Raw genomic sequence first — 22801 nt, 5'->3', positions numbered from 1 at the left:
AATCCATGAGAAAATAAGTAAATCATTGACACAGGAAAAGGAGGGATCATGAGTGAGCGTAAAAGAACATAAAGAGAGTGCTCCGACCAAGATTGGCGTGATGGTGATAACAGTTTCTGATACTCGTACAGAGGAGACTGATAAGAGCGGTCACTTAATGAGAACCTTACTTGAGGAGCATGGTCATCAAGTCACTATATATAAAATCGTCAAAGACAGCCCGGCTGAAATACGAATGGCGATAAACCAAGGAGTAGAGCATAATGAGGTGGATGTTATTCTGCTTAATGGGGGTACTGGTATTGCCACTCGCGACCAGACTTATGAAGCAGTGAAGACAATCCTGGATAAAGAGATGCCTGGTTTTGGCGAGATTTTTCGCATGCTAAGCTACAATGAAGATATCGGGTCCGCAGCAATATTAAGCAGAGCCATTGCTGGTACTTACCTTGGTAAAGGAGTCTTTTCTACACCAGGCTCAAGCGGAGCAGTTAAATTGGCAATGACAAAATTAATTTTACCCGAACTGGGACATGTTGTCAGAGAACTGCGGAGAACGATATAATGGATTGTTATTTTAAAGGAGTGTACAAGTTGTAATGAAGATAGTTTTAACTACATTGAATGCCAAGTTCATTCATTCATCCCTTGCCTTGCGTCTATTACGCAGTTATACCAAACCTCATTACCCAGATATAGAACTGGTAGAATACACCATCAATGATTTGATGATTAATATCGTCGGAGATATTTATAAACGAAAACCTGATTTACTAGCTTTTTCTGTTTATATCTGGAATATTCGTGAGACCCTTGACGTAATCTCCAACATCAAGAAAATTTGTCCAGATATACCGATTGTATTGGGAGGACCAGAAGTTTCCTATGATACGGACCATTGGATGAGAAACCATAAGGATATTGATGTAATTGTTATGGGGGAAGGTGAAGCGGCCTTCCTGGACTTATGCAATACGTATAATGAAGCTCGCCAAACAGGAAACCCACCAACTCTTTCTAATGTAGAAGGAATTGCTTACCGTGACGGAGAACGGGTTCGTTTTTCGATGCAACGAGAACAAATGAAGGACCTTAATGTTATTCCTTCTCCGTTTGAGGATAATCTGGATGAGCTAACGAATCGAGTTGTCTATTATGAAGCATCTAGAGGATGCCCATTCCGTTGCCAATACTGCTTATCGTCACTTGAAAAAGGTGTCCGATATTTTGAGATTGACCGAGTGAAAACAGAATTAAAACGTCTGATCGATCATGGCGTAAAAACCATCAAATTTATCGATCGTACTTTTAACATAAATAAACAGTATGCGATGGAAATTTTCCAGTTCCTGATTGATAACCATAATGGTACGATTTTTCAATTTGAGATTACGGCTGATATTTTAAAACCGGACGTGGTTGATTTTCTTGCTGAGAATGCTCCTCCAGGAATCTTCCGCTTTGAAATCGGAGTGCAGTCAACCAATGATGAGACCAATCGTATCGTAGAGCGTCGTCAAAATTTTGAGAAGCTAAGTTATACAGTGAAGAAAATTAAGGAATCTGGAAAGATTGTACAGCATCTGGATTTGATAGCAGGACTTCCAGAGGAAGATTACCAGTCTTTCCGTAATACATTTAACGATGTATTTGCCCTTCGACCAGAAGAATTACAGCTTGGTTTCTTAAAAATGCTACGTGGGACTGGCGTTCGAATGAGGGCACAAGATCATGGCTATGTGTATATGGACCAAGCTCCTTATGAAATTTTGGGAAATAATGTGTTGCCATTTGAAGATATGCGCAGAATCAGAAGAACAGAGGATATTTTGGAGAAATACTGGAATGACCACCGTATGGATGAGACGTTGGAATGGATTCTTCCTAGACATTTTGAATCAGCCTTTGATTTCTTCCAGGAATTCGGAAACTATTGGGAGGCACAAGGTTGGGGGCGGTTAGGCCATCAGCTGGAGGATTTATATACCCGTTTAGACAAGTTCCTTGAGGCAAAAGGGGTAAGCAATAAAGAACATGCACTTAGCATGATGAAATATGATTATCTGCGCCAGCAAAGATATCGTCCACGTAAAATCTGGTGGGACGACCATGTTGGAAAAAGTAGATTAAAAGAAATCTATAGTGAAGTGGCTGAACGTAGAGAGGCATTACGTGAGGATTTCCGGGAATCAGCTCGTACAGAAAAAGAGTATGCGAAACACACAACTGTTGCACATGTATCCTTTGACATTGAACTTTTTGAAAGAACAGGTGAAGTGGTAGAGGGAGAATATGCATTAGTTATGTATTATTCATTCAAAGAGGATGTACCAAATACATTCGTCTGTGTGGCTCTTCCGAATACAGCTGCGTAAAATCGAAGCGAATTTCTTATGTTTTTTTTAATAGTGTAACAATTTGGAGCAGAATAACGTATTACGTATGTCTATCCAGATAAAGAATCTGTGTGTAAAGGGGAGCTTTTTACCAGATGAATATAGATATTCTTGTACCGGTGATAGAGCAATACGGTTATGCTGCTCTGTTTTTTATGCTCTGGCTGGGTATTGTGGGATTACCTGTACCCGATGAACTAGTCGTCGCTTCAGGTGGACTAGTCGCTGCTCTTGGCTATCTTGATCCCGTTTTAGCTTTTGTCGTCGATTATCTCGGGGTTGTTTCTGGATTATCCATCGGGTTTTTCTTGGGGCGCTTTATTGGACCTCCAATTCTCGCAAGGTTAGCCAAAAAGAAGAAGCTTGGACCTTATATAGAACGATCGAGTGCGCTAATAAATCGATACGGAACCTACTCCATTTGTATCAGTTATCTGCTTCCGGTTGTTCGTCATGTTGTGCCATACGTAGTGGCTGTAGGTGGAATGAAGTTTAGAACGTATGCATTATTTGCCTATCCTACTGGCTTTGTATGGACATTAGCTTTTTATAGTGCAGGGTACTTCTTCGGTAATCATATCAGTACGATTATCGATTTATCCCGTCGCTATGGATTTATTTTACTTGGCATTGTTGTGGCGGCTATTGTAGTGATTATTATCCTCCGCTATTTCAAGTCTCAAAAAAAAAAATTATAAAGTGAGGAAGGAGAGTAACAATTGATTCCAGGGCAGTTGCATAAACATAGGAAACAACGCTCTTTTCTCCTTGTAGCTAGCTGGTTGTGTATCGTTACAGGTGTTCTTTTGACCAATGTGTGGATTTTTTTACTGGGTATGAGCATCATTAATCTGTATTCATTGGTGCTCATGCGTAAAGACAAGCTGCTTGCTCGCACGCATCGAGGCTTTCGGATACCGGAGAACACTTTTTTCTTGCTCTCAGCTCTGGGAGGGGCTACAGGCACAGGTTTAGGCATGCTTTGGTTCCGTCATAAAACAAAGCATGCTTCATTTTGTATTCTGGTTCCCGTTTGTTTATTATTACAATATGGCTTATTACTCGTATATTGGCCGTTTTAACAAGTTTTACTCCATACCATACTATACATCAAGGCTAACTTGTGAAAGGAATGATAAACATGGATCAGCAAACAGAACAAATGCTTCGAGAGTTAACAGAATGCTCAGGAGTTCCAGGTTTTGAACAAGAAGTTCGTCAAGTAATGAAAAAGTACATAGAGCCATATGCAGATGAAATTTCCTACGACAACTTGGGTAGCATAATCGCCAAGAAAACAGGGGATGAGAACGGGCCTAAAATTCTGATTGCCGGACATCTGGATGAAGTAGGATTCATGGTATCCAGAATTACAGATGATGGGTTTCTTAAATTTCAACCATTAGGCGGTTGGTGGTCCCAGGTTATGCTTGCCCAACGCGTACGTGTTCAAACGAAGGATGGCTATCTGGATGGAGTAATTGGTTCTGTCCCTCCGCATGTTATGCCTGTTGAACAACGCCGTAAAGTAGTAGAAATTAAAGACATGTTCGTTGATATCGGAGCTTCCAGTAAGAAAGAAGCGGAAGAGTTCGGTGCACGTCCTGGTGATGCGATTATTCCGGTTTGTCCGTTTACTGTAATGAAAAATCCTAAAATGTTGATGGCAAAAGCTTGGGATAACCGTCTTGGTTGTGCAGCTGCTATCGATTTAATGAAAGGATTGCAGGGCGTGGAGCATCCGAACGTTCTGTATGCAGCAGGTACAGTAATGGAAGAAGTAGGAACTCGTGGAGCTTATACAGTAGCTAATACGGTAAAACCTGATATCGGGATTGCTGTCGATGTAGGAATTGCAGGCGATACACCAGGCATTAACAAAAATGATGCGCCTTCTAAAGCTGGTAAAGGTGTAGAAATCGCCATGTATGATGCCCGTCTAATTGCACCGCAAAAATTGCGCCAATTCGTGATTGAAACAGCAGAAGCTGAAGGAATACCGTATCAGCTTACTACTATTCCAGGAGGAGCAACGGATGCAGCAGCGTTTTCTCTAACAGGAAGCGGCATCCCTTCCATAGCGCTGTCTGTAGCAACTCGTTACATCCACAGTCACGCATCCATCATTCATTATGATGATTATCAAAACATGGTGAAGCTGCTAGTTGCACTAGTGAAGCGCCTGGATGCAAAGCAAGTGGCTGAATTGACTAGTTTTGAGTAAGAGAAGTTATTAATAATGCCGGTCATCCAGGCTATCGATGGTATCGATGCTTGAGATGCCGGTTTTTTTGTTTTATTAGAATACATTCCCTATTCAAGAATTAGAAAGCACAGGACGACTCTTGATACGATTTCACGCTCACCTTAGAGTGGGCTTTTTTTATTTTGTTGTTACTGTAATCAATAATACCAAATTGACAATTGAATACAGTTACAGTAAACTGTAAACAATACACTTTAGTGTAACTAGTACAGTTGAGTGTCATTGGAGGTGTGTCATGAAAAGTTATACCGCTAAACAAATAGCAGAAGTTCTCCAACAAGACGACCCACGCATGAATTTACGAACGGTAAGGTATTACACGCAAATTGGTATGGTACCGCCCCTTGAATTACTCGGTAATAAAAGGGTATACACGGATAATCACATTCACTACTTTCGCGCTATTATCACCTTGTCAAGAACTGGCGAAACTTTGGCCTCCATACAGGAAACTTTGAAGAAACTTTCATTGGAGGACATTGAAAAAATCAGTCAGCAAATGGCACTGTATGAATCTAGCCGAATTATTGAAAACGAAACACTGAAAATAACTGATGATGTCATTATAACGATAAGCCCTCGGATTTCTGCTGAGTTAAAACAAAAAGTTATTGATTCGGTATCTCAGGCATTAAGGGGTGAAAATCAATGATGATTGAAACTAAATTAGCCAAGTCATTAATGGAGAACGAAGAAGGAATGAATCACTTATGGATACAAATCCTTTGGGAAGAATCTGTTTACCAAAAATCTGAAATGCAGATACAGCTTCCAAAAGGGATTTATCGCTCACATAATCTCAATGGTTATGCCGAGAATGAACGAAAACAAATTGTGCTTGATTCAAAGGACAAAGAGGTTATGATTGAAATTTTCACCCAAGACGCAATTGCTTGTGGTGAAGTGATAATTTCTGTGACCTTGTTTTCATGTGAAAAATCGATAAGCAAAGAAATACCAATTCATTTGGTAAGTGAAGATGAAATGGATATGGTCGAGATTGACGAACAAGTTGTCGAGCGAATTAAAGAATTAGGTAATGCCAATTTCCCACCCACTAGTGAAGATACAAATATCGTTTTCATTCAAACAAAGGTTTTGGAAGCAAGGAATAATGAGTTTTCATACTTAGAAAAGAAATACCGTGTTGATTACTGAAATGAAGGGAGTGTAAATATGAATCTAATTCCTTACGTTGTCGAGCAAACCTCTAGGGGCGAACGAGCCTACGATATTTACTCAAGGCTTTTGCAAGACCGAATCTTATTTGTGTCCGGTGAAATTACTGACGAGGTTGCTAATAGCGTTATAGCGCAGCTTCTTTATTTAGACGCTACTGATTCGGGGAAGGATATAAACATGTATATTAACTCGCCAGGTGGATCCATTACAGCAGGTATGGGAATTTATGATGCAATGCAGTTAGTGAAAGCTGACGTAACAACTCTATGTGTTGGTATGGCAGCTTCTATGGGTGCTTTTTTATTAGCAAACGGAGCGAAAGGAAAACGGCTAGCACTCCCTAATAGCGAAGTCATGATTCACCAACCTCTCGGCGGAGCACGAGGTCAAGCAACGGATATAGAAATAAGCGCTAAACGTATTATTCGATTACGAAGTAAGATAAATCACATACTGGCTCAACAAACGGGTCAAGCACTTGAAAAAGTTGAACGAGATACCGACAGGGATAACTTTATGGACGCCCACGAAGCAAAGGCATACGGGCTAATTGACAAAGTAATTCATGTGGCTCAATAACGGCAGAACGGTGGGTGGGGTTCGTGGAGAATGAACAAATTGAATATACCGTAGAATACCAAGACACTTATGGTGTGTTATATTTTGAAAATGTGAAAGCATTTAACCTATCCGATGCAAAAATGAAAATTCGTCAAAGATTCCCTGACGTCTTTATTAGAGCGGTTACAACTGTTCCGAATAGCAATGGAGATGATCAACAGTAATTACGATAGACCGTGCATGTATTGACGGTCTTTTTGTATGTACATAGATATTTAATAGTAACTACTTAGGAAGAGGAACAGAATAGTAGCATTTGATGAACAGTCCGTCCATTCACCAGCATAAATGAAAAGTAATGATATACTATACCTACATACATACACATAGAACTGAACGCAAAAGGCGTTCTTTTTTTCATTTCATTCTTTTCGTGGGAAGTGTAAATGATAGAGAGGTACAGTAAGGAGGAATAATTATGCTCATGCGCTTTTTTCGGCATCCATATGTATTTTTTCTGTATATGTTTATTGCACTTTCAGAAGCGATTGTTTTTTTTGTGGTAGCAAAAGGATATCCGAAGGGAGTAGCGGATGTGGGGCTGTTTGCAGTCGTTCTTGGATTTTTAGTTGCGGTATCGATTGCTTATGTGCTTCGTAGAGGCGAAGAATTAACATTGAGTAGCTTGCATCGAACGAAAACGTTTATGTCCGTTACCATTTTTGCCTGTCTGATTGTACTACCGGTGTTATTTTTCATGCGTTTGCCTTAAGGGAAAAAGCTGTTATCACTTAGTCTAGAGAAAACTTTTTTCATTTGATGGAAATAAAACAGGGAACATGCATGTTCGGTACAAGTCCGACAACAAGTTCCCTGTTTTCATGAAATAATAAAACGTGTTTACACGGGGGAATCAGTTTTTGCAGGGATGTGCTCAGAAATCGTCTGCACCATCTGGTCCTTTTGGGCTTCACCACTGTTTTGCCAAAGCACTTCGAATAAAACGCCAAGACCAGGAAGGGTTTTTTCCATTCCACTTGAAATAGCATCGTTAATGGTTTCTTCAACAGAGTCAGGACCAGATCCCTGCATTTTGTACATGATTGCCTGACGTAGGTTAAGTGAGTTAATATTCATCAATAGACACTCCTTTCTAGGTAAGAGAAACAAAATGCTTGTCATAGTATTCGTTGACCTCATGAATACCATTCAAAAAGAAGCTTCGCCTTTTGTCGGAAGATCAGCCCTTATGATATAATCAATGTGAAAATTCGGGAGGTAAAATCATGTCAAAACAATTTGCCATAATCGGATTGGGACGTTTTGGTTCCAGTGTGGCTAGGGCCATGTATGAGATGGGTTATGAAGTAATGGGTATAGATGAAAATGAAGAACGAATTAATGAAAATATTCAGTATGTAACACACGCGGTAGCTGCAGATACAACCGATGAAATAGCGTTGCGTGAGATTGGAATCCGCAACTTTGATGTGGTGGTCGTCTCTATCGGAGAAGATATTCAGGCGAGTATTTTGACCGTGCTCACTTTAAAAGAGATGGGCGTGAAAAAAATTGTTGCGAAAGCACAAAATGAACGCCATGGTCAGGTACTGTACAAGGTAGGAGCAGATCGTGTTGTTTTCCCTGAACGGGATATGGGAATACGTGTAGCGCACAATCTGATTTCCGCCAATGTGCTTGATTTTATTGAGTTAGCCGACGACTATAGCGTAGCGGAGGTAGTTGTAGCTCCATCGCTCGTCGGACAATCTCTGCGAAATATAGATGTACGTGCGAAGTTTGGTGTCAACGTAATTGCCATTAAGAGTGGAAGTTCCTTTAACATCTCACCAGGACCGGATGATGTTATTCATACAGATGACATTCTGGTAGTCCTTGGACATAATAAAGATCTAAAAGAATTTGAGGAGAAGGCATAAAACGATGAGGGAAGAACATATCAGCTCCTTACAAAATCCGTTGGTCAAGCGACTACGTGAACTTCAAAATAAAAAAAATCGAGAAGGTAAAGAACGCTTTCTCATTGAGGGTGAGCATCTGGTTGAAGAAGCCCTTTTGTCAAAAATGGAGCTTACGATTCTTATGTATGATGCAGATCGAGGGTTGCCTGCTACAGTAGAAAAAGCACTGTCTCAGTATCCTTATCCGGTCAAACGAATTACAACCAATCAGGCAGTATTGGAAAAGGTCTCTGAAACAAAAAGTCCTCAAGGAATTGTAGCTGAGGTGAAAATGCGTTCTCATGACTGGGATAAAAAATGGACATCCCTCAAGCAGGACGATTTTCTAGTGCTAATGCTGGACGGCTTGCAAGATCCAGGTAATGTGGGAACGATCTTACGTACAGCAGAAGCAGCAGGCGCAGACGCCATTCTTTTGGGCAAGGAAAGCGTTGACTTGTATAATGGCAAGCTCCTTCGTTCTACGATGGGTTCTGTGTTCCGCCTGCCTATCTTTATTGATGATCTAGCGACGGCAGCAAGAGAAGTTAAACGTGCAGGAGGTCGTCTATTGGTAACAGCGCTAGGGAAAGAGAGTAAAGCATATGATGAACCGCTTTATTCTGGAAAAGTAGCGATTGTAATTGGTAACGAAGCACGTGGAGTTTCAACTGAAATGCTAGAAGAAGCGAGTGATCTGGTTCACATCCCTATATATGGGCAAACCGAATCACTTAATGCTGCGGTAGCTGGCGGGATTATGCTGTATGAAGCTGTGCGTCAACGTAAACAAAAATAGATGATGATTGTACGAGTGAAGGCTGTCGATAATTCGGCAGTCTTTTTTCATACCCTCTGTTCTCTGATATTCCTCTGACAAACTGTTGGTATGATGAAAGAAAAATGGATTGTAGAGAGAGATAAAGGAGGAAGAAAGATGAAAGATCCAAGACTTGCAAAAATCGCTACCAATTTAGTTTCCTACAGTTTGGATGTTCAACCAGGTGAAAACATTTTGATTTGGGTATTTGACGATGGTGAGCCGTTGGCAGCAGAGCTGATGAAACAAATTTATGCCAAAGGGGCTTATCCTCATCTGAGAATGCAGCGCCAAAGCCTGCACCGTGAATGGCTTACAGGATTATCTGAAGCACAGGTCAAACAACAGATTCAATGGGAGCAGCCTTTTTTATACGGAATGCAAGGTTTTGTGACTATTCATGGTGAGCTAAATGATAGTGAACTAAGTAATGTTCCAAAAGAAAAATTCAGCATCTACGCCAAGGGTTATCAGGAGGTTTTTCAACATATGGACAATAGGAAAAAAGGCGTACGAATTAATTATCCAACAGCTTCTCTTGCCCAGAAGGCAAATATGTCTACGGAAGCCTTCACAGATTTTTATTTCGATGTTTGCTCCCTTGATTATCAAAAGCTGCATGAAGCAGTAATGCCCCTTCACAAGCTGATGGATCAGACAGACCATGTACGGATTATTGGACCAGGTACCGACCTTTCTTTTTCGATCAAAGGGATTGGAACTACGATTGCAGTAGGGAAGCGAAATGTTCCGGATGGAGAAGTATATACATCACCTGTCCGTGATTCCGTAAACGGAGTCATTTCCTATAATACCCCAAGTAATTACGAGGGTACTTCGTTTGATGACATTCGCTTTACATTTGAAAAAGGACGGATTGTGGAGGCAACAGCTAATCACCGTGAAAAGCTGAATAAGGTGCTGGATACGGATGAGGGAGCACGTTTCATCGGTGAATTCGCTATTGGGATAAACCCCTATATTCTCCACCCTATGAACGATATTCTGTTCGATGAAAAAATCGCCGGTAGTTTTCATTTCACACCAGGAAGTGCTTACGAGAAGGCAGATAACGGGAACCGAAGCAGTATTCATTGGGATTTAATCTGTATTCAACGACAAGAGTATGGTGGTGGCGAAATCTGGTTTGATGATGTGTTAATTCGAAAGGATGGATTGTTTGTCCATGAAGATCTCCTAGGATTAAATCCTGATCAGTTGAAACTATAGATGGATAGATGTGAAAGACGACCTTAGAGGCATTGCCTTTAAGGTTTTTTCTAGTATTTTTGACTGTAGTGGGTATGCAGAAGAAGCACAATTTTTGTCTGCGAACTCGTTAAGGTCCAGCAAGGGTGTCATGACTGTCCGCTACACAGCAAAGAGTGCGGAAAGTGCAAAAAGAAGAGTATGCTACGCAGTATTTCATGGGTTGCACTTTTTAATCCGCACTCTTTGTTATGTAGCTAGGCAGGACCTTAAATAGTTCTGGACAAAAAATGTGCTTCTTCTGCAAATGGCTTCAACGGAAATAAAATACAAAAAAACCAAAAGCATGAAAAACCAGATTCTCTTTTCACACGGAGCGTCTTGGCGAAGCCCGACCCAGCGGAGCACGATTCATCGGGAATAAGAAGTGAAACCCAGCAAGTCTTACAGTGAAGACATCGTTTTGCGCTTCCCCGATGAATCGTGCGGAGCGGACAGTCCAACTCCTTGCGGGGCGAAGACTTTTAGCGAAGGGTGAAAAGAGAATCTGGTTTTCTCCACGAAAGCAGGATGAAAGCAATCTTTTAAAATCCCAGAAAGTAAACGGAATCAGATTGGATACAGAGTGATTCTGACGCAGTTGAAGATAAAGCTAATAAATCGACGACGAAAGAGGTTTACATAAGGGGAAATCATGAAAGGATAATAACAAAGCACGTTTTATACTGAAATGAATGTCGGAGCAGGCTCCAATACGAAAAACGAGGAAATTGAAAATGAAATCATTAGAACGAATGCTGAGCTAACCAGAATGGTTCAGGAAAAAATCCTGCAAATGGAGAACTAATTCTACAACTGAATCTTTGCAAGTTGATAGGAGTACGGTATAATTAATCATTGTATATAATGAAATGCATGGACTGAGATTAGTACACAGAAGGTACATAACGTTACAGGGAGAAGGTGCCGAGACTGGAAGCACTTTTACGTTAGCACTGTGGAATTCACTCACGAGCAGTTCTCTGAATGGCAGGAATGCACTCGCATGGCCTAGTAGGAAGAACCGGACATCCCCCGTTATGGATATGGAAGGTGAGGCATCAACGTATGTCTAACCAGGGTGGTACCGCGGATAAATACTTCGTCCCTGATTTTATGGGGAGGAAGTTTTTTTGTTTTTCTTTGACAAAAGATTGTAAAGGAGAGATTGTTGTGCAAACGCGTTTACAGCAAATGAAAGAACACGCTCTTGACAAGCTGAAGCATGTAGCAGAAGCGCAGGAACTACAAGAGCTTCGTGTGAAATTCTTAGGTAAAAAAGGGGAGCTAACTGAGATTTTGCGTGGAATGGGTGCGCTATCTGCAGAAGAGCGTCCGAAAATTGGTCAATTAGTTAATGAAGTTCGTGAAGCAATTGAGGAAACCATCGCAAGCAAGCAGAATGAGATCGAAAAACGTATCCTGGAAGCTAAATTAGCGAAACAAACAATCGATGTAACATTGCCAGGTTTGCCAGTAGCGACAGGTACCATGCATCCGCTTACTCGAATCATTGAGGAGCTGGAAGATATTTTTATTGGTCTTGGCTTCGAGGTTGCCGAAGGTCCTGAAGTAGAGCTTGATCATTACAATTTCGAAATGTTGAACCTGCCAAAAGATCACCCAGCTCGTGACATGCAGGATTCCTTCTACATTACGGAAGAGATTTTGCTTCGTACGCAGACTTCTCCGGTTCAAGCACGTACGATGTTGAAAAAAGAAGGTAAAACACCAGTAAAAATCATTTGCCCAGGTAAAGTGTACCGCCGCGATGATGACGATGCGACCCACTCCCACCAGTTCACACAGATGGAAGGACTTGTGGTTGGTAAAAACATCAGCATGAGTGATCTGAAGGGTACGCTATTAACATTTGCTCGTCAAATGTTCGGAGAAGACCAACAGATTCGCCTGCGTCCTAGTTTTTTCCCATTCACAGAACCTAGCGTAGAGGTTGACCTGCAATGTGTAATTTGCCATGGCGAAGGTTGCCGTGTATGTAAACAGACAGGTTGGATCGAAATTCTGGGTGCCGGAATGGTTCACCCACGCGTTCTAGAGATGGCTGGCTACAATCCGCAGGAAGTAAGCGGTTTTGCTTTTGGAATGGGGATTGAACGTATCGCCATGCTGAAATATGGCGTAGAGGATATTCGTCATTTCTACACCAACGATGTACGTTTCCTGCGTCAATTTAACCGTTCCTAAAAACGGCTCACTGAAAGAAAGGGGATTATCATGAAAGTATCTTATCAATGGCTAAAAGAGTATGTAGATATAAATGATCTGACACCGCAAGAGCTAGCTGAAAAGTTGACTCGTAGTGGAATTGAAGTAGAGGGGATAGAATCCCTTAACGCGGGTGTAACTGGTGTAGTAATCGGCTATGTACAAGAACGTGAAAAACATCCTGACGCAGATCGTCTAAGCGTGTGTAAAGTGGATGTAGGCAAGGAAGAGCTTCTCCAGATCGTTTGTGGTGCACCGAATGTAGCACAAGGACAAAAAGTTCCGGTGGCAATGATCGGAGCTGTTTTACCTGGTGACTTTAAAATCAAGAAGTCCAAACTGCGTGGTGTTGAATCCCAAGGGATGATCTGCTCGGCAAAAGAATTAGGCTTAAACGATAAACTACTTTCCAAGGATCAGCAAGAAGGGATTCTTATCCTTCCAGAAGACGCGGAACTAGGTATGGATGCAACAGAATACCTAGGCCTCGATGATCATGTATTGGAGTTAGGTCTAACTCCAAACCGTTCTGACTGCTTAAGTATGCTTGGCGTAGCTTATGAAGTAGCAGCCATTCTTGGACGTGAGGTAATCTTCCCAGATACGAGCGTGGAGGAAAATGGCGATGCGAATCCGCTTAAAGTAGACATCGTGGCTACAGAAGATTGCTATCAGTACGCAGGCAGACATTTCACTGGAGCTACTATCAAGAGTGCTCCACAGTGGATGAAAAATCGTCTGATGGCAGCTGGTATCCGTCCGATCAACAATGTGGTTGACGTTACGAACTATGTATTGCTTGAGTATGGCCAACCACTTCATGCCTTCGATGCAAAGGAAGTAGCAGACCACCATATCGTTGTTCGTCTGGGACAAGAGGGTGAAAAACTAACTACCCTGGATGATCAGGAGCGTACCTTGGACGAAGAAACATTGGTAATTGCTGATCCAACTAAAGGTCTTGCTGTTGCAGGTGTAATGGGTGGAGCTAATTCGGAGATCGTAAGCGGTACTGAAGAGATTATTTTGGAATCAGCATATTTCACTCCGAAAACGATTCGCCGTACAGCGAAAATGCTAGGAATGCGTACAGAAGGATGCGTTCGTTGGGAAAAAGGCGTAGACCAGACACGAGTACGCCAAGCGGCTGATCGTGCGGCACACCTGATTCAAAAGCTGTCTGGCGCAAAAGTATCCAAAGGTGTTGTAGATACAACTGTAAAAGTTGTAGAACCAGTAACGGTTTCTGTCACACTGGAAAAAATAAATATTCATTTAGGTACTGACATGGATGCCTCCATAGTTGCAGACATTTTCTCTCGTCTACAATTCGAATTGGATCAAAAAGAAGAAGCGGGAACAGTTCTGTTTACAGTAACCGTACCAACCCGCCGTGGTGATATTACTCTGTCAGAAGACCTGATTGAAGAGGTTGCTCGACTGTTTGGTTACGACAACATCCCGACTACGCTTCCAGGTGGCGAAGTAATTCAAGGTTCTCTAACGAGAGAACAGAAATTACGCCGTATGGTTCGCAATCATTTGATTGGAGCAGGACTTCACGAAACCGTTTCTTATGGTTTATTGCATCCAGACAAATTGGCTAAATTTAGTGGATTACAGGATGATCGCAATCTTCGTCCAGTACCATTAGCTATGCCATTAAGTGAAGAACACAGCGTTCTTCGTACCAATTTAATTACGAGCCTGGTTGGAACGGCTATGTACAATAAGAACAGACAAACTCATGATCTAGCTTTCTTTGAACTGGGGCAAGTGTTCTTATCTGAACAAGAGCAATTGAATGAGCTTCCAGAAGAACGCTTATATCTAGGAGGTTTGTTAACAGGTAATTTCATCTCCGTAAACTGGATGGGTGTAAAGGCACCTGTAGACTTCTATACAGTAAAAGGTCTGATGGAATCTCTGTTGTCTCGCCTTGGTATCAATCAGCAATCTGTTCAATATGTAGCGAACAGCGAGCGTAAAGGAATGCACCCGGGTCGTACCGCAGACGTTCAAATTGACGGAAAGACGGTTGGTTTCTTAGGGCAACTACACCCGCAATCAGAAAAAGAATTTGACCTGGATGAAACATTTGTGTTCCAGTTTGACTTAGAAGAGCTGTTCCAATATGCAAATACTTTTAATGATTACAAGTTGTTACCTAAATATCCTGCTATTACTCGTGACTTTGCATTGGTTGTTGATCGTAGCATGCCAGTTGCCAAGCTGGAGAAGCTTATCCGTGAAGCTTCTGGCGAGCTTTTGGAATCTGTAACACTTTTTGATGTATATATGGGAGATCGAATTGCCTCAGATAAAAAGAGCGTGGCATACTCCATCGTATACCGTCATGCAGAGCGTACTCTTCAGGACGAAGAGATCCAGCAGATAACAGCGAAGGTCATTGAAGCATTGACGGAGGCAGGAGTAGAATTACGCTCTTAATCCATCAAATGGAGATCATTTCCTTGACGAAATGTGTCATTTTCAGTAACCTATAAAGTAATGAAGATTAGTCGGCCATTTCAAGGAGGAAGACTCCGTGCAGGATGACGTGAAAAAACGTTTGACAGTGGAAATATATGGTCAACAGTACCGATTGAGTGGGAAAGCTAGCACCAATCATATGCGGATGGTAGCTGGTTATGTTGACGATAAGATGAAAGAGATCGCGCAAGGTAATTATCGTCTCGACTCAGCGAAAATTGCCGTGTTAAGCTCGGTAAACATTGCTGATGAATATTTCCGTCTGCGGCAGGAGTATGAAGATCTGCTCAGATTGCTTCAAGATGATGCAACCTATAAAACGGATCGTGATGAATAACTACTACTAAAATGCGTAAAGGCTGTTGGGAGTGCAAGTTCCCGACAGCCTTTTTTCAATGTGTATTTGTAATTAGTGGTTATGTTGTTTAGACATCAAGCTGTTTAATGGTTCGGTAGTGGGTTCCCACGTCTTTTTTTTATCATTTGGGATAGCTGCCTTGCCAGCTGATAAGAGCGTACATTCATGGAAGGCAAAGTGCTTGCATCCCAGGCATTTAGAAGGAGTTAAGTTAGATAGGGCATAAGTGAGGGCTTCCCCTGTATGTTCATAAAAATTGTCCTCTCCTATCACTTGATCCAGCCCTGTTTTTCTCAGTACCTCACGTGGTTGGTCCTGAATACTTGAAAACAATACGATTCCATCATTTTTTTTGAAGTCTGTAACGACGCTAGCAAGATTGGATTCACCCGTCGTATCCATAAAGGGAACCTTCCCCATTCGTAAAAGTAATACTTTTGGTCGATAATGAATCGTGTTCATTATCGATTTTTCAAAGAGGGCAGCTGCACCAAAAAATAAGGCACCTTCAATCGTATAGATAGCAATTTGTGGACAATCATGTCCATCCTTAACCATATGAGGAACTACTTTTTCATGTTTTAACGTTGGGTCAGGCAAGACCTTAGCAACTGTAAGGATTTCACTCATACGCTTAACGAACAGAATAACAGCTAGAATCAGACCAACTGCTACAGCAGTGGTTAAATCAGTAAGTACAGTAAGAGAAAAAGTAACGGCGAGCACAAAAGAATCGCTCGTTTTTGTTTTTAGGATGTGAATAAACCCCTTACGCTCACTCATGTTCCATGCGACTACCATTAGAATAGGTGCCATACTCGCTAGTGGAATAGTAGAGGCTAATGGAGCAAAGATGAGCAAAACAAATAAAACAACTACACTATGAATCATTCCCGAAAAAGGACTTGCAGCACCACTTTTAATATTGGTAGCAGTCCTTGCAATTGCACCTGTTGCTGGAATTCCACCAAACAGTGGAGTCACAATGTTAGCGATCCCTTGCCCAATCAGCTCCCGGTTACTATTATGTTGTTTTCCTGTCATCCCGTCTGCAACTACTGCTGATAATAGGGATTCAATCCCACCAAGCATTGCTATGACAAATGCCGGAGGAAGTAGCATCATTATTTTCTCCCACGTAATTTCCGGGAAGTGAAAACTAGGAAGTGTACTTGAGATCGCACCATAGGTTGAGCCGATGGTTGCTACTCTTCCTTCAAACAGCAAAGCAGCAAGTAAACTAGAGAGAATCAGGCCGATAAGTGGTCCAGGAATTTTTGGGAAAAGTTTTGGCGTTACGATAATAATAGCTAAACAAAAGATTGCAGTAATAATGCTATAAATATTAATTGTGGAAATATGAAGTCCAATTTCTGTCATGTTGGAAATGAAATCTTCATGTCTTTCCAAGCCGGTTAAGCCCAAAAAATTGGCAATTTGTCCGGTAAAAATAATGACAGCAATTCCTGCTGTAAAACCAATTGTTACAGGTCTGGGAATGAATTTGATAAGTGCACCTAGCTTGAGAATCCCCATCAGAACAAGCATAATTCCTGCTAACATACCAGCAATTAGCAGATTCTCAAATCCGTACTGCATGACGATGGCAAATAAAATAGGAATAAATGCACCAGTTGGACCACCAATTTGGAATCTTGATCCACCAAATAAAGATATCAGAAAACCAGCAATGATTGTTGTGTAGATCCCATTCTCGGGACTAACGCCAGAGGCAATAGCAAAAGCCATCCCCAAAGGAATGGCTATAACACCAACTATTAACCCTGCAATGAGATCCCGTCGAAAATGTGTTGCATGATAATCAGAAAATCTTCCCGACAGCTTCATTATTTCTAACCTTCTTTTTATTTATATATTTGATTATTTGAATATATAGGGGACTATACACTCGTTACCGATTCTTGTCAATGCGAGATTATCACAGACAAGCGGCGATGCATTTCTTACTGTATCAAAATGTATAAACTTCGAAGGATCACTTCCTGATACGCATGAAAAACACCCGCTAACGAAGAACTAGCTTCTTCGAAAGGACTTCGTTAGAAGTTTTTCTTATTCATCACGTATATTTTTCAGGACTGAAATGGCATCTACTAGGTGATTGTCAAATATTTGTTTGGTCACGCTCAGTAGATCGATGATAAGAGGGTCCCGGAGTGAGTAGATTACAGAAGTACCGTCTTTCCTGCTACTCACTACATTCTTATTGCGAAGGACAGCTAATTGCTGTGACACAGCGGAGCCTTCCGAGCCTACTATTGTTTGGATTTCATTTACATTCTTATCACCCTGGCTCAGTATCTCAAGAATACGGATTCTCAGAGGATGCGCCAATGCCTTGAAAAAATCAGCTTTAAACTGTTGGATATCCTGATTCATACTTTGTACTCCTAACAATTTTAAATGTATGAATAGGATAACATAGATCAGAAGCCAGGTAAAAAAAGAATGGGGAAGATTAATTATTTCGGCTTAATCAAAAATGAATAAAAAAACCCCCTATATCTTACTTGGAGCCCATCCTCAAAAGGGAAACCTCCAAGTAAGATATAGGGGTGTATGTTTTCCATCTATGGAACTTAACTTGATTTTTCGTTGATCATGCTTTTACCTTTGTTAAGCAGATTCTGGATTTGTTTTCTCTTCTTCATATCGATTTCGCGGATGCTCACGACATTCATCAGAGCAGGAGCGTTTATATTTTGGTTCACACTCTGTGCAGCAGAAGTGCTGAACGTTACAGAACGGATTGGCACAGTTCACATAACGATCTTCTTCTTTTCCACAGTAGTGACATTTCCCGATAACTACGCTATCCTCTGTATGATTAATCTCAACTGAGATACGTTCATCAAAGACATAACATTTACCATCCCACAAACGGCCCTGTACTTCTGGGTCTTTCCCATACGTGACAATTCCGCCGTCCAGATGGTATACATCCTGGAAGCCTTGTTGCATGAGGATACCGGTCAGCTTCTCGCAACGAACGCCACCTGTGCAATAGGTAAGAACTTTTTTATCTTTAAACTGCGACATGTTTTCGCGAATCCACTCAGGAAACTCACGGGAGGAGTCTACTTCAGGGCGAATTGCACCGCGAAAATGTCCCAGATCATACTCGTAATAGTTACGTCCATCCAGAATGACTACATCATCTTCTTGCATCAACTTGTACCATTCCTCGGGGGAGAGGTACGTACCCACGATTTCATTCGGGTTAACATCTTCCTCAAGGCGCCAGGTTACTAGCTCTTTTTTAGGACGGACAAATATTTTTTGGAACGCATGCGTATCTGATTCATCAATCTTGAACCACATATCAGAAAAGCGAGGATCGCTCTTTACATATTCCATGTAGGCATCTGTCTGTTCAATTGTTCCCGAAACAGTTCCATTAATGCCTTCTGGTGCTACGAGGATTCGTCCTTTTAATCCGATTTCCTTGCAGAAAGCCAAGTGCTGTGCTGCATATTCCTCGTGATTCTCTACTTCAACAAATTTGTAATACAGTAAAATACGGTACGGTTTTTGTACTTGCAAGGTACAATCCACCTTTCTATTACTATTATGAATTTTTTTGTAACGGTGATTATAGCATAGAAGTCACAAAAATACCTTATGGTGATGTAGGAAATAAGGGAAGGAAGTGTTTTCCTTTCCTATTTTTAACAAGATGAAAGAAAGTGGCAAATGGGTTTGAGTACTCCCACGGCTTTCAGATCCAAATGATCCAGAAGTTATGGACAAGCTACTGCCATGGTCACCGTCGCTTCTAATGACCTGTCGGGTATTTATTCTCCAACTACAATTTTTCTAGCCCTCTTTTTATCATGTAATGTACCTCTCGTGAGTACATTTAAGGTAGAAAGGGGGTGAGTGAATTGGCGACACGGTTTATTAAGATAGCTGTCATTTATTTTGTACTGGCAATTGTTTTAGGTGTCTACATGGGGATGACAAAGTCGTTTCAATATGCCTCCGTACATGCCCATTTGAACTTGCTCGGGTGGGTGTCACTTGCTTTGGTAGGACTTATTTATCATATGTATCCACAGGCTGCCCGAACAAAACTGGCAAGCTGGCATTTCTGGCTGCATAATTTGGGGCTACCCATTATGCAAGGTTCATTGTTTTTGATGATCCTAACAGCAACAGAAAGCTTTGTTATTGGAACGATAGTTGGATCAATCATTGCAGGGGTTGGAGTATTGTTCTTCGCGTGGAACATTTGCTGTAATGTGAAGAGATGAACATAAAAAGAAAAAAACAAAAAGGAACAGAGCATCTACAATCAGGATGCCTGTTCCTTTTTGTTTATTCACAGTGATTTCTAGGGGCTAGTCGACTTTTCCTTTATCTCCGTTATTCATATCCATTTTGGATTTAATCGGAACGAACATATCGATAATCCCAATCACCAGTGCAGCAAGTAATGCTCCCAGTATGGTCACACGGAAACCTGTAATGAAAAACTGAGTGAAATAAATGACCGCAGCACTAACTAAAAAACCAACAAAACCCCGGTTGTATGGAGAGATATTGTTACCAAAGATTGCTTCAATCGCCCATCCAATCAACGCGATGATCACAGCAGCCAGTAAGGCTGTCCAAAAACTGCTAACAGCAAAACCAGGAACAAGGAAGCCGACAAACATAAGAACAATTGCGGCTACGATAAAACGAATCACATGACGCATGAATGTCATGAGGAGTTCCTCCTGTCTATAGATTTCTTCTCTTACATTGTGTCTATTTAGGAGAAAAAGTATGTAAAAAGCAGAAGGAGAAATTTTTTCTATTATAGAAGTTCGTTCGCCACGCCAATAGATGGAAGCGAGGTATTAACACATGATATAATAGTATGATGTTATTCATGAAGGAGGCAGCGTTGTGGAACGAAGGATCTTAAAGACGCTGGAATTTGATAAAATCATCTCCATGCTGATGGAGAAAACCACGTCAGAATTGGGGAGAGAGCTGGCAGCCGAGCTTGTACCCTTTACCAATATAGAAGAAGTACGTCACGCTCAAAAAGCTACTGAAGAGGCGAGTACCGTTCTTCGGTTAAAGGGCAGCGTACCGATGGGCGGTATCAGAAATATCCGTGGACCTATTGAGCGTGCCAGACTTAACTCGATGTTGGCACCTGCTGAGCTACTTGATATTGCCAATACGATCCGCTCTGGTCGTCGGTTGAAAAATTTCCTTACCGATATGAGCGAAGAACAGGATATCTTTATTCTACGTGGTTTGGTTGACCGTATCGAAGGAATGCGCGAGTTGGAAGACGAGATTCGTCGTTGTATTGATGAGAGCGGCGAAGTGATGGATAGTGCCAGTGTTGAATTGCGCCAGGTTAGACAAGAAATCAGAAGCTTAGAATCACGTATTCGCGAAAAGCTGGATCAGATGACGCGGTCTTCCTCTACGCAAAAAATGCTGATGGAAAACATCGTTACGATCCGTGGAGATCGATTTGTTATTCCGGTTAAACAGGAATATCGCTCCCATTTTGGTGGTATCGTTCATGATCAGTCAGCATCTGGAGCAACGCTCTTTATCGAACCAGAAGTGATTGTAACCATGAACAACAAGCTTAGAGAATCACGCTTGCAGGAAGAAAGAGAAGTAGAAAAGATCCTATATACGTTAACCGTGCAGGTTGCTGATCATTTAGAGCTGCTTAAAGAAAATCTTGAGGTATTGGCTGAGCTTGATTTTATTTTTGCCAAAGCACATTTAGCTGAGAGTATGAAAGCAATCAGTCCGAAGCTAAATGACCACGGCTATTTACTCTTGAAAAAAGGACGCCACCCGCTAATTGATCGCAATGTGGTCGTACCGCTAGATGTAGAGCTAGGAAAAAGCTACACCGGTATTGTGGTAACGGGTCCAAATACCGGAGGTAAAACCGTTTCCATCAAAACGATCGGACTGTTATCCCTCATGGCAATGGCAGGATTACATATTCCAGCTCAAGAAGAAAGTGAAATGACTGTTTTCTCCTCCGTGTTTGCTGATATTGGAGATGAGCAGTCCATTGAACAAAGTTTATCCACCTTCTCCAGTCATTTAACCAACATCATTCGGATTCTTGGACAATTGGATGAAAGAAGTCTTGTCCTTTTTGATGAATTAGGTGCAGGTACTGACCCTACAGAAGGTGCAGCACTAGCGATGTCCATTTTAGACTACGTTTTGTCCAAAGGTTCAAAACTGGTAGCTACAACGCACTACAGCGAGCTAAAAGCATATGCCTATGATACACCAGAAGTAATTAATGCCAGCGTTGAGTTTGACGTACAAAGTCTACGTCCAACCTATCGCTTACTCGTTGGGGTTCCTGGTCGTTCCAATGCTTTTGCTATTGCTAGTAGGCTCGGTCTTGATGCGGAAATTATTGCTCAGGCGCGTCGTTCCGTTTCCCAAGAAGAAAATCAGGTGGAAAAGATGATTGCCTCACTTGAATCCAATAAGAAAACAGCGGAAAAAGAACGGGAAGAAGCCGAGCAACTACGCAAACAGGCAGAGGAATTGCGTGGTCAATTGGAAGAAGAGCGCCGTCAATTTGCTGAGACCAAGAATCAGTTGCTAGAAAAAGCGGAGGATGAAGCGCGAATTGCCGTACAGCTTGCTAGAGAAGAAGCAGAAACCATCATTCGAGAGTTGCGTCAGATGAAGAAGGAAGGCGTCGATTTTAAAGAACACCGTTTAATCGATGCGAAACAGCGTCTTGGAAATGCTGTGCTGGAACTTGAAAAAGAAATAGTGAAAAAACCAGCCAAAGCTGTTCGTGCTACTCAAATTAAAGTGGGCGATGAAGTGATGGTAGACAGCTTTGGACAAAAGGGAACGGTTTTGGAGAAGGTATCTAATTCTGAGTTCCTTGTTCAGCTGGGTATCATCAAGATGAAAGTGAAAAAAGATGATATGCATCTTGTTAAAGAGACGAATACATCTAAACAGCCTGTCCAATACACAACGATTAAGCGGGATCGAAGCCATGTGAAAATGGATCTGGATTTAAGAGGTTACAATGTGGAGGATGGCATTCAGGAAATCGATCGTTATCTGGACGAAGCGGTTTTAGCTGGTTTTCATAATGTCTCCATTATTCATGGGCATGGCACAGGGGTTTTACGCAAAGGAGTTCATGAATTCCTGAAAAGCCATCGAAGCGTAAAATCATATCGCCTAGGTGGACAGGGTGAAGGTGGCGTAGGTGCTACTATTGTGACATTGAAATAAGGCGAGGTGTAATTA

At 41.6% G+C, this 22801-nt stretch carries 22 protein-coding genes, 1 pseudogene and 1 other annotated feature; of the genes and pseudogenes, 18 read left to right on the top strand and 5 right to left on the bottom strand.

Annotated elements, in window-relative coordinates:
- Positions 1 to 52: 52 nt before the first annotated feature.
- The 10 genes from LM917_RS02095 to LM917_RS02050 all read left to right on the top strand — a co-directional run bounded on the left by LM917_RS02095 (position 53) and on the right by LM917_RS02050 (position 7177).
- Positions 53 to 565, top strand: coding sequence for a MogA/MoaB family molybdenum cofactor biosynthesis protein (locus LM917_RS02095; RefSeq protein ID WP_232695757.1), 513 nt, complete (start codon positions 53 to 55; stop codon positions 563 to 565).
- Positions 566 to 599: 34 nt separating this feature from the next.
- Positions 600 to 2375 (top strand): B12-binding domain-containing radical SAM protein, encoded by a 1776-nt coding sequence (locus LM917_RS02090; RefSeq protein ID WP_232695755.1) that lies wholly within the window; start codon positions 600 to 602, stop codon positions 2373 to 2375.
- Between the two features lie 116 nt (positions 2376 to 2491).
- Complete coding sequence (locus LM917_RS02085; protein ID WP_232695753.1) at positions 2492 to 3094, top strand: DedA family protein; 603 nt, start codon at positions 2492 to 2494, stop codon at positions 3092 to 3094.
- Between the two features lie 21 nt (positions 3095 to 3115).
- Entirely contained in the window at positions 3116 to 3478 is a 363-nt protein-coding gene (locus LM917_RS02080; RefSeq protein WP_232695752.1) for a DUF1294 domain-containing protein, read from the top strand.
- Positions 3479 to 3537: 59 nt separating this feature from the next.
- Positions 3538 to 4620 (top strand): M42 family metallopeptidase, encoded by a 1083-nt coding sequence (locus LM917_RS02075; protein ID WP_373688743.1) that lies wholly within the window; start codon positions 3538 to 3540, stop codon positions 4618 to 4620.
- A 277-nt stretch (positions 4621 to 4897) separates the two neighbouring features.
- Positions 4898 to 5314, top strand: coding sequence for a MerR family transcriptional regulator (locus tag LM917_RS02070; protein ID WP_232695751.1), 417 nt, complete (start codon positions 4898 to 4900; stop codon positions 5312 to 5314).
- A complete protein-coding gene (locus LM917_RS02065; protein ID WP_232695750.1) occupies positions 5311 to 5820 on the top strand; it encodes a hypothetical protein in 510 nt (169 codons plus the stop codon). The genes LM917_RS02070 and LM917_RS02065 overlap by 4 nt, the downstream gene beginning before the upstream one ends.
- 18 nt (positions 5821 to 5838) lie before the next feature.
- On the top strand, positions 5839 to 6423 hold the full coding sequence (gene clpP / locus LM917_RS02060) for an ATP-dependent Clp endopeptidase proteolytic subunit ClpP (protein WP_232695749.1): 585 nt from the start codon (positions 5839 to 5841) through the stop codon (positions 6421 to 6423).
- A gap of 23 nt (positions 6424 to 6446) precedes the next feature.
- On the top strand, positions 6447 to 6629 hold the full coding sequence (locus tag LM917_RS02055) for a hypothetical protein (protein WP_232695747.1): 183 nt from the start codon (positions 6447 to 6449) through the stop codon (positions 6627 to 6629).
- Between the two features lie 254 nt (positions 6630 to 6883).
- A complete protein-coding gene (locus tag LM917_RS02050; RefSeq protein ID WP_232695746.1) occupies positions 6884 to 7177 on the top strand; it encodes a hypothetical protein in 294 nt (97 codons plus the stop codon).
- Between the two features lie 128 nt (positions 7178 to 7305).
- Here LM917_RS02050 and sspI read toward each other — a convergent pair whose 3' ends face one another.
- Positions 7306 to 7542, bottom strand: coding sequence for a small acid-soluble spore protein SspI (gene sspI / locus LM917_RS02045; RefSeq protein ID WP_232695745.1), 237 nt, complete (start codon positions 7540 to 7542; stop codon positions 7306 to 7308).
- A 140-nt stretch (positions 7543 to 7682) separates the two neighbouring features.
- On the opposite strand from sspI, the pseudogene LM917_RS02040 reads away from it, so the two are divergent.
- From LM917_RS02040 to zapA, 6 genes and pseudogenes are all read left to right on the top strand, one after another.
- Positions 7683 to 8345, top strand: a pseudogene (locus tag LM917_RS02040) (potassium channel family protein); the annotation flags it as partial.
- A 4-nt stretch (positions 8346 to 8349) separates the two neighbouring features.
- A complete protein-coding gene (locus LM917_RS02035) occupies positions 8350 to 9165 on the top strand; it encodes a TrmH family RNA methyltransferase (protein ID WP_232695743.1) in 816 nt (271 codons plus the stop codon).
- A 138-nt stretch (positions 9166 to 9303) separates the two neighbouring features.
- Complete coding sequence (locus LM917_RS02030) at positions 9304 to 10416, top strand: aminopeptidase (protein ID WP_232695742.1); 1113 nt, start codon at positions 9304 to 9306, stop codon at positions 10414 to 10416.
- Between the two features lie 886 nt (positions 10417 to 11302).
- Positions 11303 to 11547: a binding site (T-box leader), on the top strand.
- Between the two features lie 60 nt (positions 11548 to 11607).
- Positions 11608 to 12642 carry a phenylalanine--tRNA ligase subunit alpha gene (gene pheS / locus LM917_RS02025; RefSeq protein ID WP_232695741.1) on the top strand — a complete coding sequence of 345 codons (1035 nt, stop codon included), beginning with the start codon at positions 11608 to 11610 and terminating at the stop codon, positions 12640 to 12642.
- A 30-nt stretch (positions 12643 to 12672) separates the two neighbouring features.
- Positions 12673 to 15114, top strand: coding sequence for a phenylalanine--tRNA ligase subunit beta (pheT, locus tag LM917_RS02020; protein WP_232695739.1), 2442 nt, complete (start codon positions 12673 to 12675; stop codon positions 15112 to 15114).
- A gap of 97 nt (positions 15115 to 15211) precedes the next feature.
- Complete coding sequence (gene zapA, locus LM917_RS02015) at positions 15212 to 15493, top strand: cell division protein ZapA (RefSeq protein WP_232695737.1); 282 nt, start codon at positions 15212 to 15214, stop codon at positions 15491 to 15493.
- Positions 15494 to 15565: 72 nt separating this feature from the next.
- Here the strand turns inward: zapA and LM917_RS02010 are convergent, their stop codons facing one another.
- The 3 genes from LM917_RS02010 to trhO form a co-directional block, all read right to left on the bottom strand.
- Positions 15566 to 17362, bottom strand: coding sequence for a SulP family inorganic anion transporter (locus LM917_RS02010; RefSeq protein ID WP_232695736.1), 1797 nt, complete (start codon positions 17360 to 17362; stop codon positions 15566 to 15568).
- Between the two features lie 225 nt (positions 17363 to 17587).
- Complete coding sequence (locus tag LM917_RS02005; protein WP_232695735.1) at positions 17588 to 17914, bottom strand: ArsR/SmtB family transcription factor; 327 nt, start codon at positions 17912 to 17914, stop codon at positions 17588 to 17590.
- A gap of 237 nt (positions 17915 to 18151) precedes the next feature.
- The gene (gene trhO / locus LM917_RS02000) at positions 18152 to 19078 is read right to left on the bottom strand and encodes an oxygen-dependent tRNA uridine(34) hydroxylase TrhO (RefSeq protein WP_232695734.1); all 927 of its coding nucleotides are present in this window, start codon (positions 19076 to 19078) and stop codon (positions 18152 to 18154) included.
- Between the two features lie 341 nt (positions 19079 to 19419).
- On the opposite strand from trhO, the gene LM917_RS01995 reads away from it, so the two are divergent.
- Positions 19420 to 19788 (top strand): cytochrome-c oxidase, encoded by a 369-nt coding sequence (locus LM917_RS01995; protein ID WP_232695733.1) that lies wholly within the window; start codon positions 19420 to 19422, stop codon positions 19786 to 19788.
- Positions 19789 to 19875: 87 nt separating this feature from the next.
- Here LM917_RS01995 and LM917_RS01990 read toward each other — a convergent pair whose 3' ends face one another.
- Positions 19876 to 20244, bottom strand: a complete 369-nt coding sequence (locus LM917_RS01990) for a phage holin family protein (protein ID WP_232695731.1) — start codon at positions 20242 to 20244, stop codon at positions 19876 to 19878.
- Between the two features lie 184 nt (positions 20245 to 20428).
- Here LM917_RS01990 and LM917_RS01985 point away from each other — a divergent pair, with 184 nt between their 5' ends.
- Positions 20429 to 22786, top strand: a complete 2358-nt coding sequence (locus tag LM917_RS01985; RefSeq protein WP_232695730.1) for an endonuclease MutS2 — start codon at positions 20429 to 20431, stop codon at positions 22784 to 22786.
- Positions 22787 to 22801: the final 15 nt, after the last annotated feature.

This window comes from Brevibacillus daliensis (assembly GCF_021245735.1).
GTDB lineage: Bacteria > Bacillota > Bacilli > Brevibacillales > Brevibacillaceae > Brevibacillus_B > Brevibacillus_B daliensis.
The sequence above is the reverse complement of the archived record's forward strand: the minus strand, read 5'-3'. Positions and strand labels throughout refer to the sequence as shown.

Bases quoted from the DNA above. Each gene is read 5' to 3' on its own strand.
- LM917_RS02090 (WP_232695755.1), top strand. From the start codon at position 600: ATGAAGATAGTTTTAACTACATTGAATGCCAAGTTCATTCATTCATCC.
- LM917_RS02085 (WP_232695753.1), top strand. From the start codon at position 2,492: ATGAATATAGATATTCTTGTACCGGTGATAGAGCAATACGGTTATGCT.
- LM917_RS02075 (WP_373688743.1), top strand. From the start codon at position 3,538: ATGGATCAGCAAACAGAACAAATGCTTCGAGAGTTAACAGAATGCTCA.
- LM917_RS02070 (WP_232695751.1), top strand. From the start codon at position 4,898: ATGAAAAGTTATACCGCTAAACAAATAGCAGAAGTTCTCCAACAAGAC.
- LM917_RS02065 (WP_232695750.1), top strand. From the start codon at position 5,311: ATGATGATTGAAACTAAATTAGCCAAGTCATTAATGGAGAACGAAGAA.
- clpP (WP_232695749.1), top strand. From the start codon at position 5,839: ATGAATCTAATTCCTTACGTTGTCGAGCAAACCTCTAGGGGCGAACGA.
- LM917_RS02050 (WP_232695746.1), top strand. From the start codon at position 6,884: ATGCTCATGCGCTTTTTTCGGCATCCATATGTATTTTTTCTGTATATG.
- sspI (WP_232695745.1), bottom strand. From the start codon at position 7,542: ATGAATATTAACTCACTTAACCTACGTCAGGCAATCATGTACAAAATG.
- LM917_RS02035 (WP_232695743.1), top strand. From the start codon at position 8,350: ATGAGGGAAGAACATATCAGCTCCTTACAAAATCCGTTGGTCAAGCGA.
- LM917_RS02030 (WP_232695742.1), top strand. From the start codon at position 9,304: ATGAAAGATCCAAGACTTGCAAAAATCGCTACCAATTTAGTTTCCTAC.
- pheT (WP_232695739.1), top strand. From the start codon at position 12,673: ATGAAAGTATCTTATCAATGGCTAAAAGAGTATGTAGATATAAATGAT.
- LM917_RS02010 (WP_232695736.1), bottom strand. From the start codon at position 17,362: ATGAAGCTGTCGGGAAGATTTTCTGATTATCATGCAACACATTTTCGA.
- LM917_RS02005 (WP_232695735.1), bottom strand. From the start codon at position 17,914: ATGAATCAGGATATCCAACAGTTTAAAGCTGATTTTTTCAAGGCATTG.
- LM917_RS01990 (WP_232695731.1), bottom strand. From the start codon at position 20,244: ATGACATTCATGCGTCATGTGATTCGTTTTATCGTAGCCGCAATTGTT.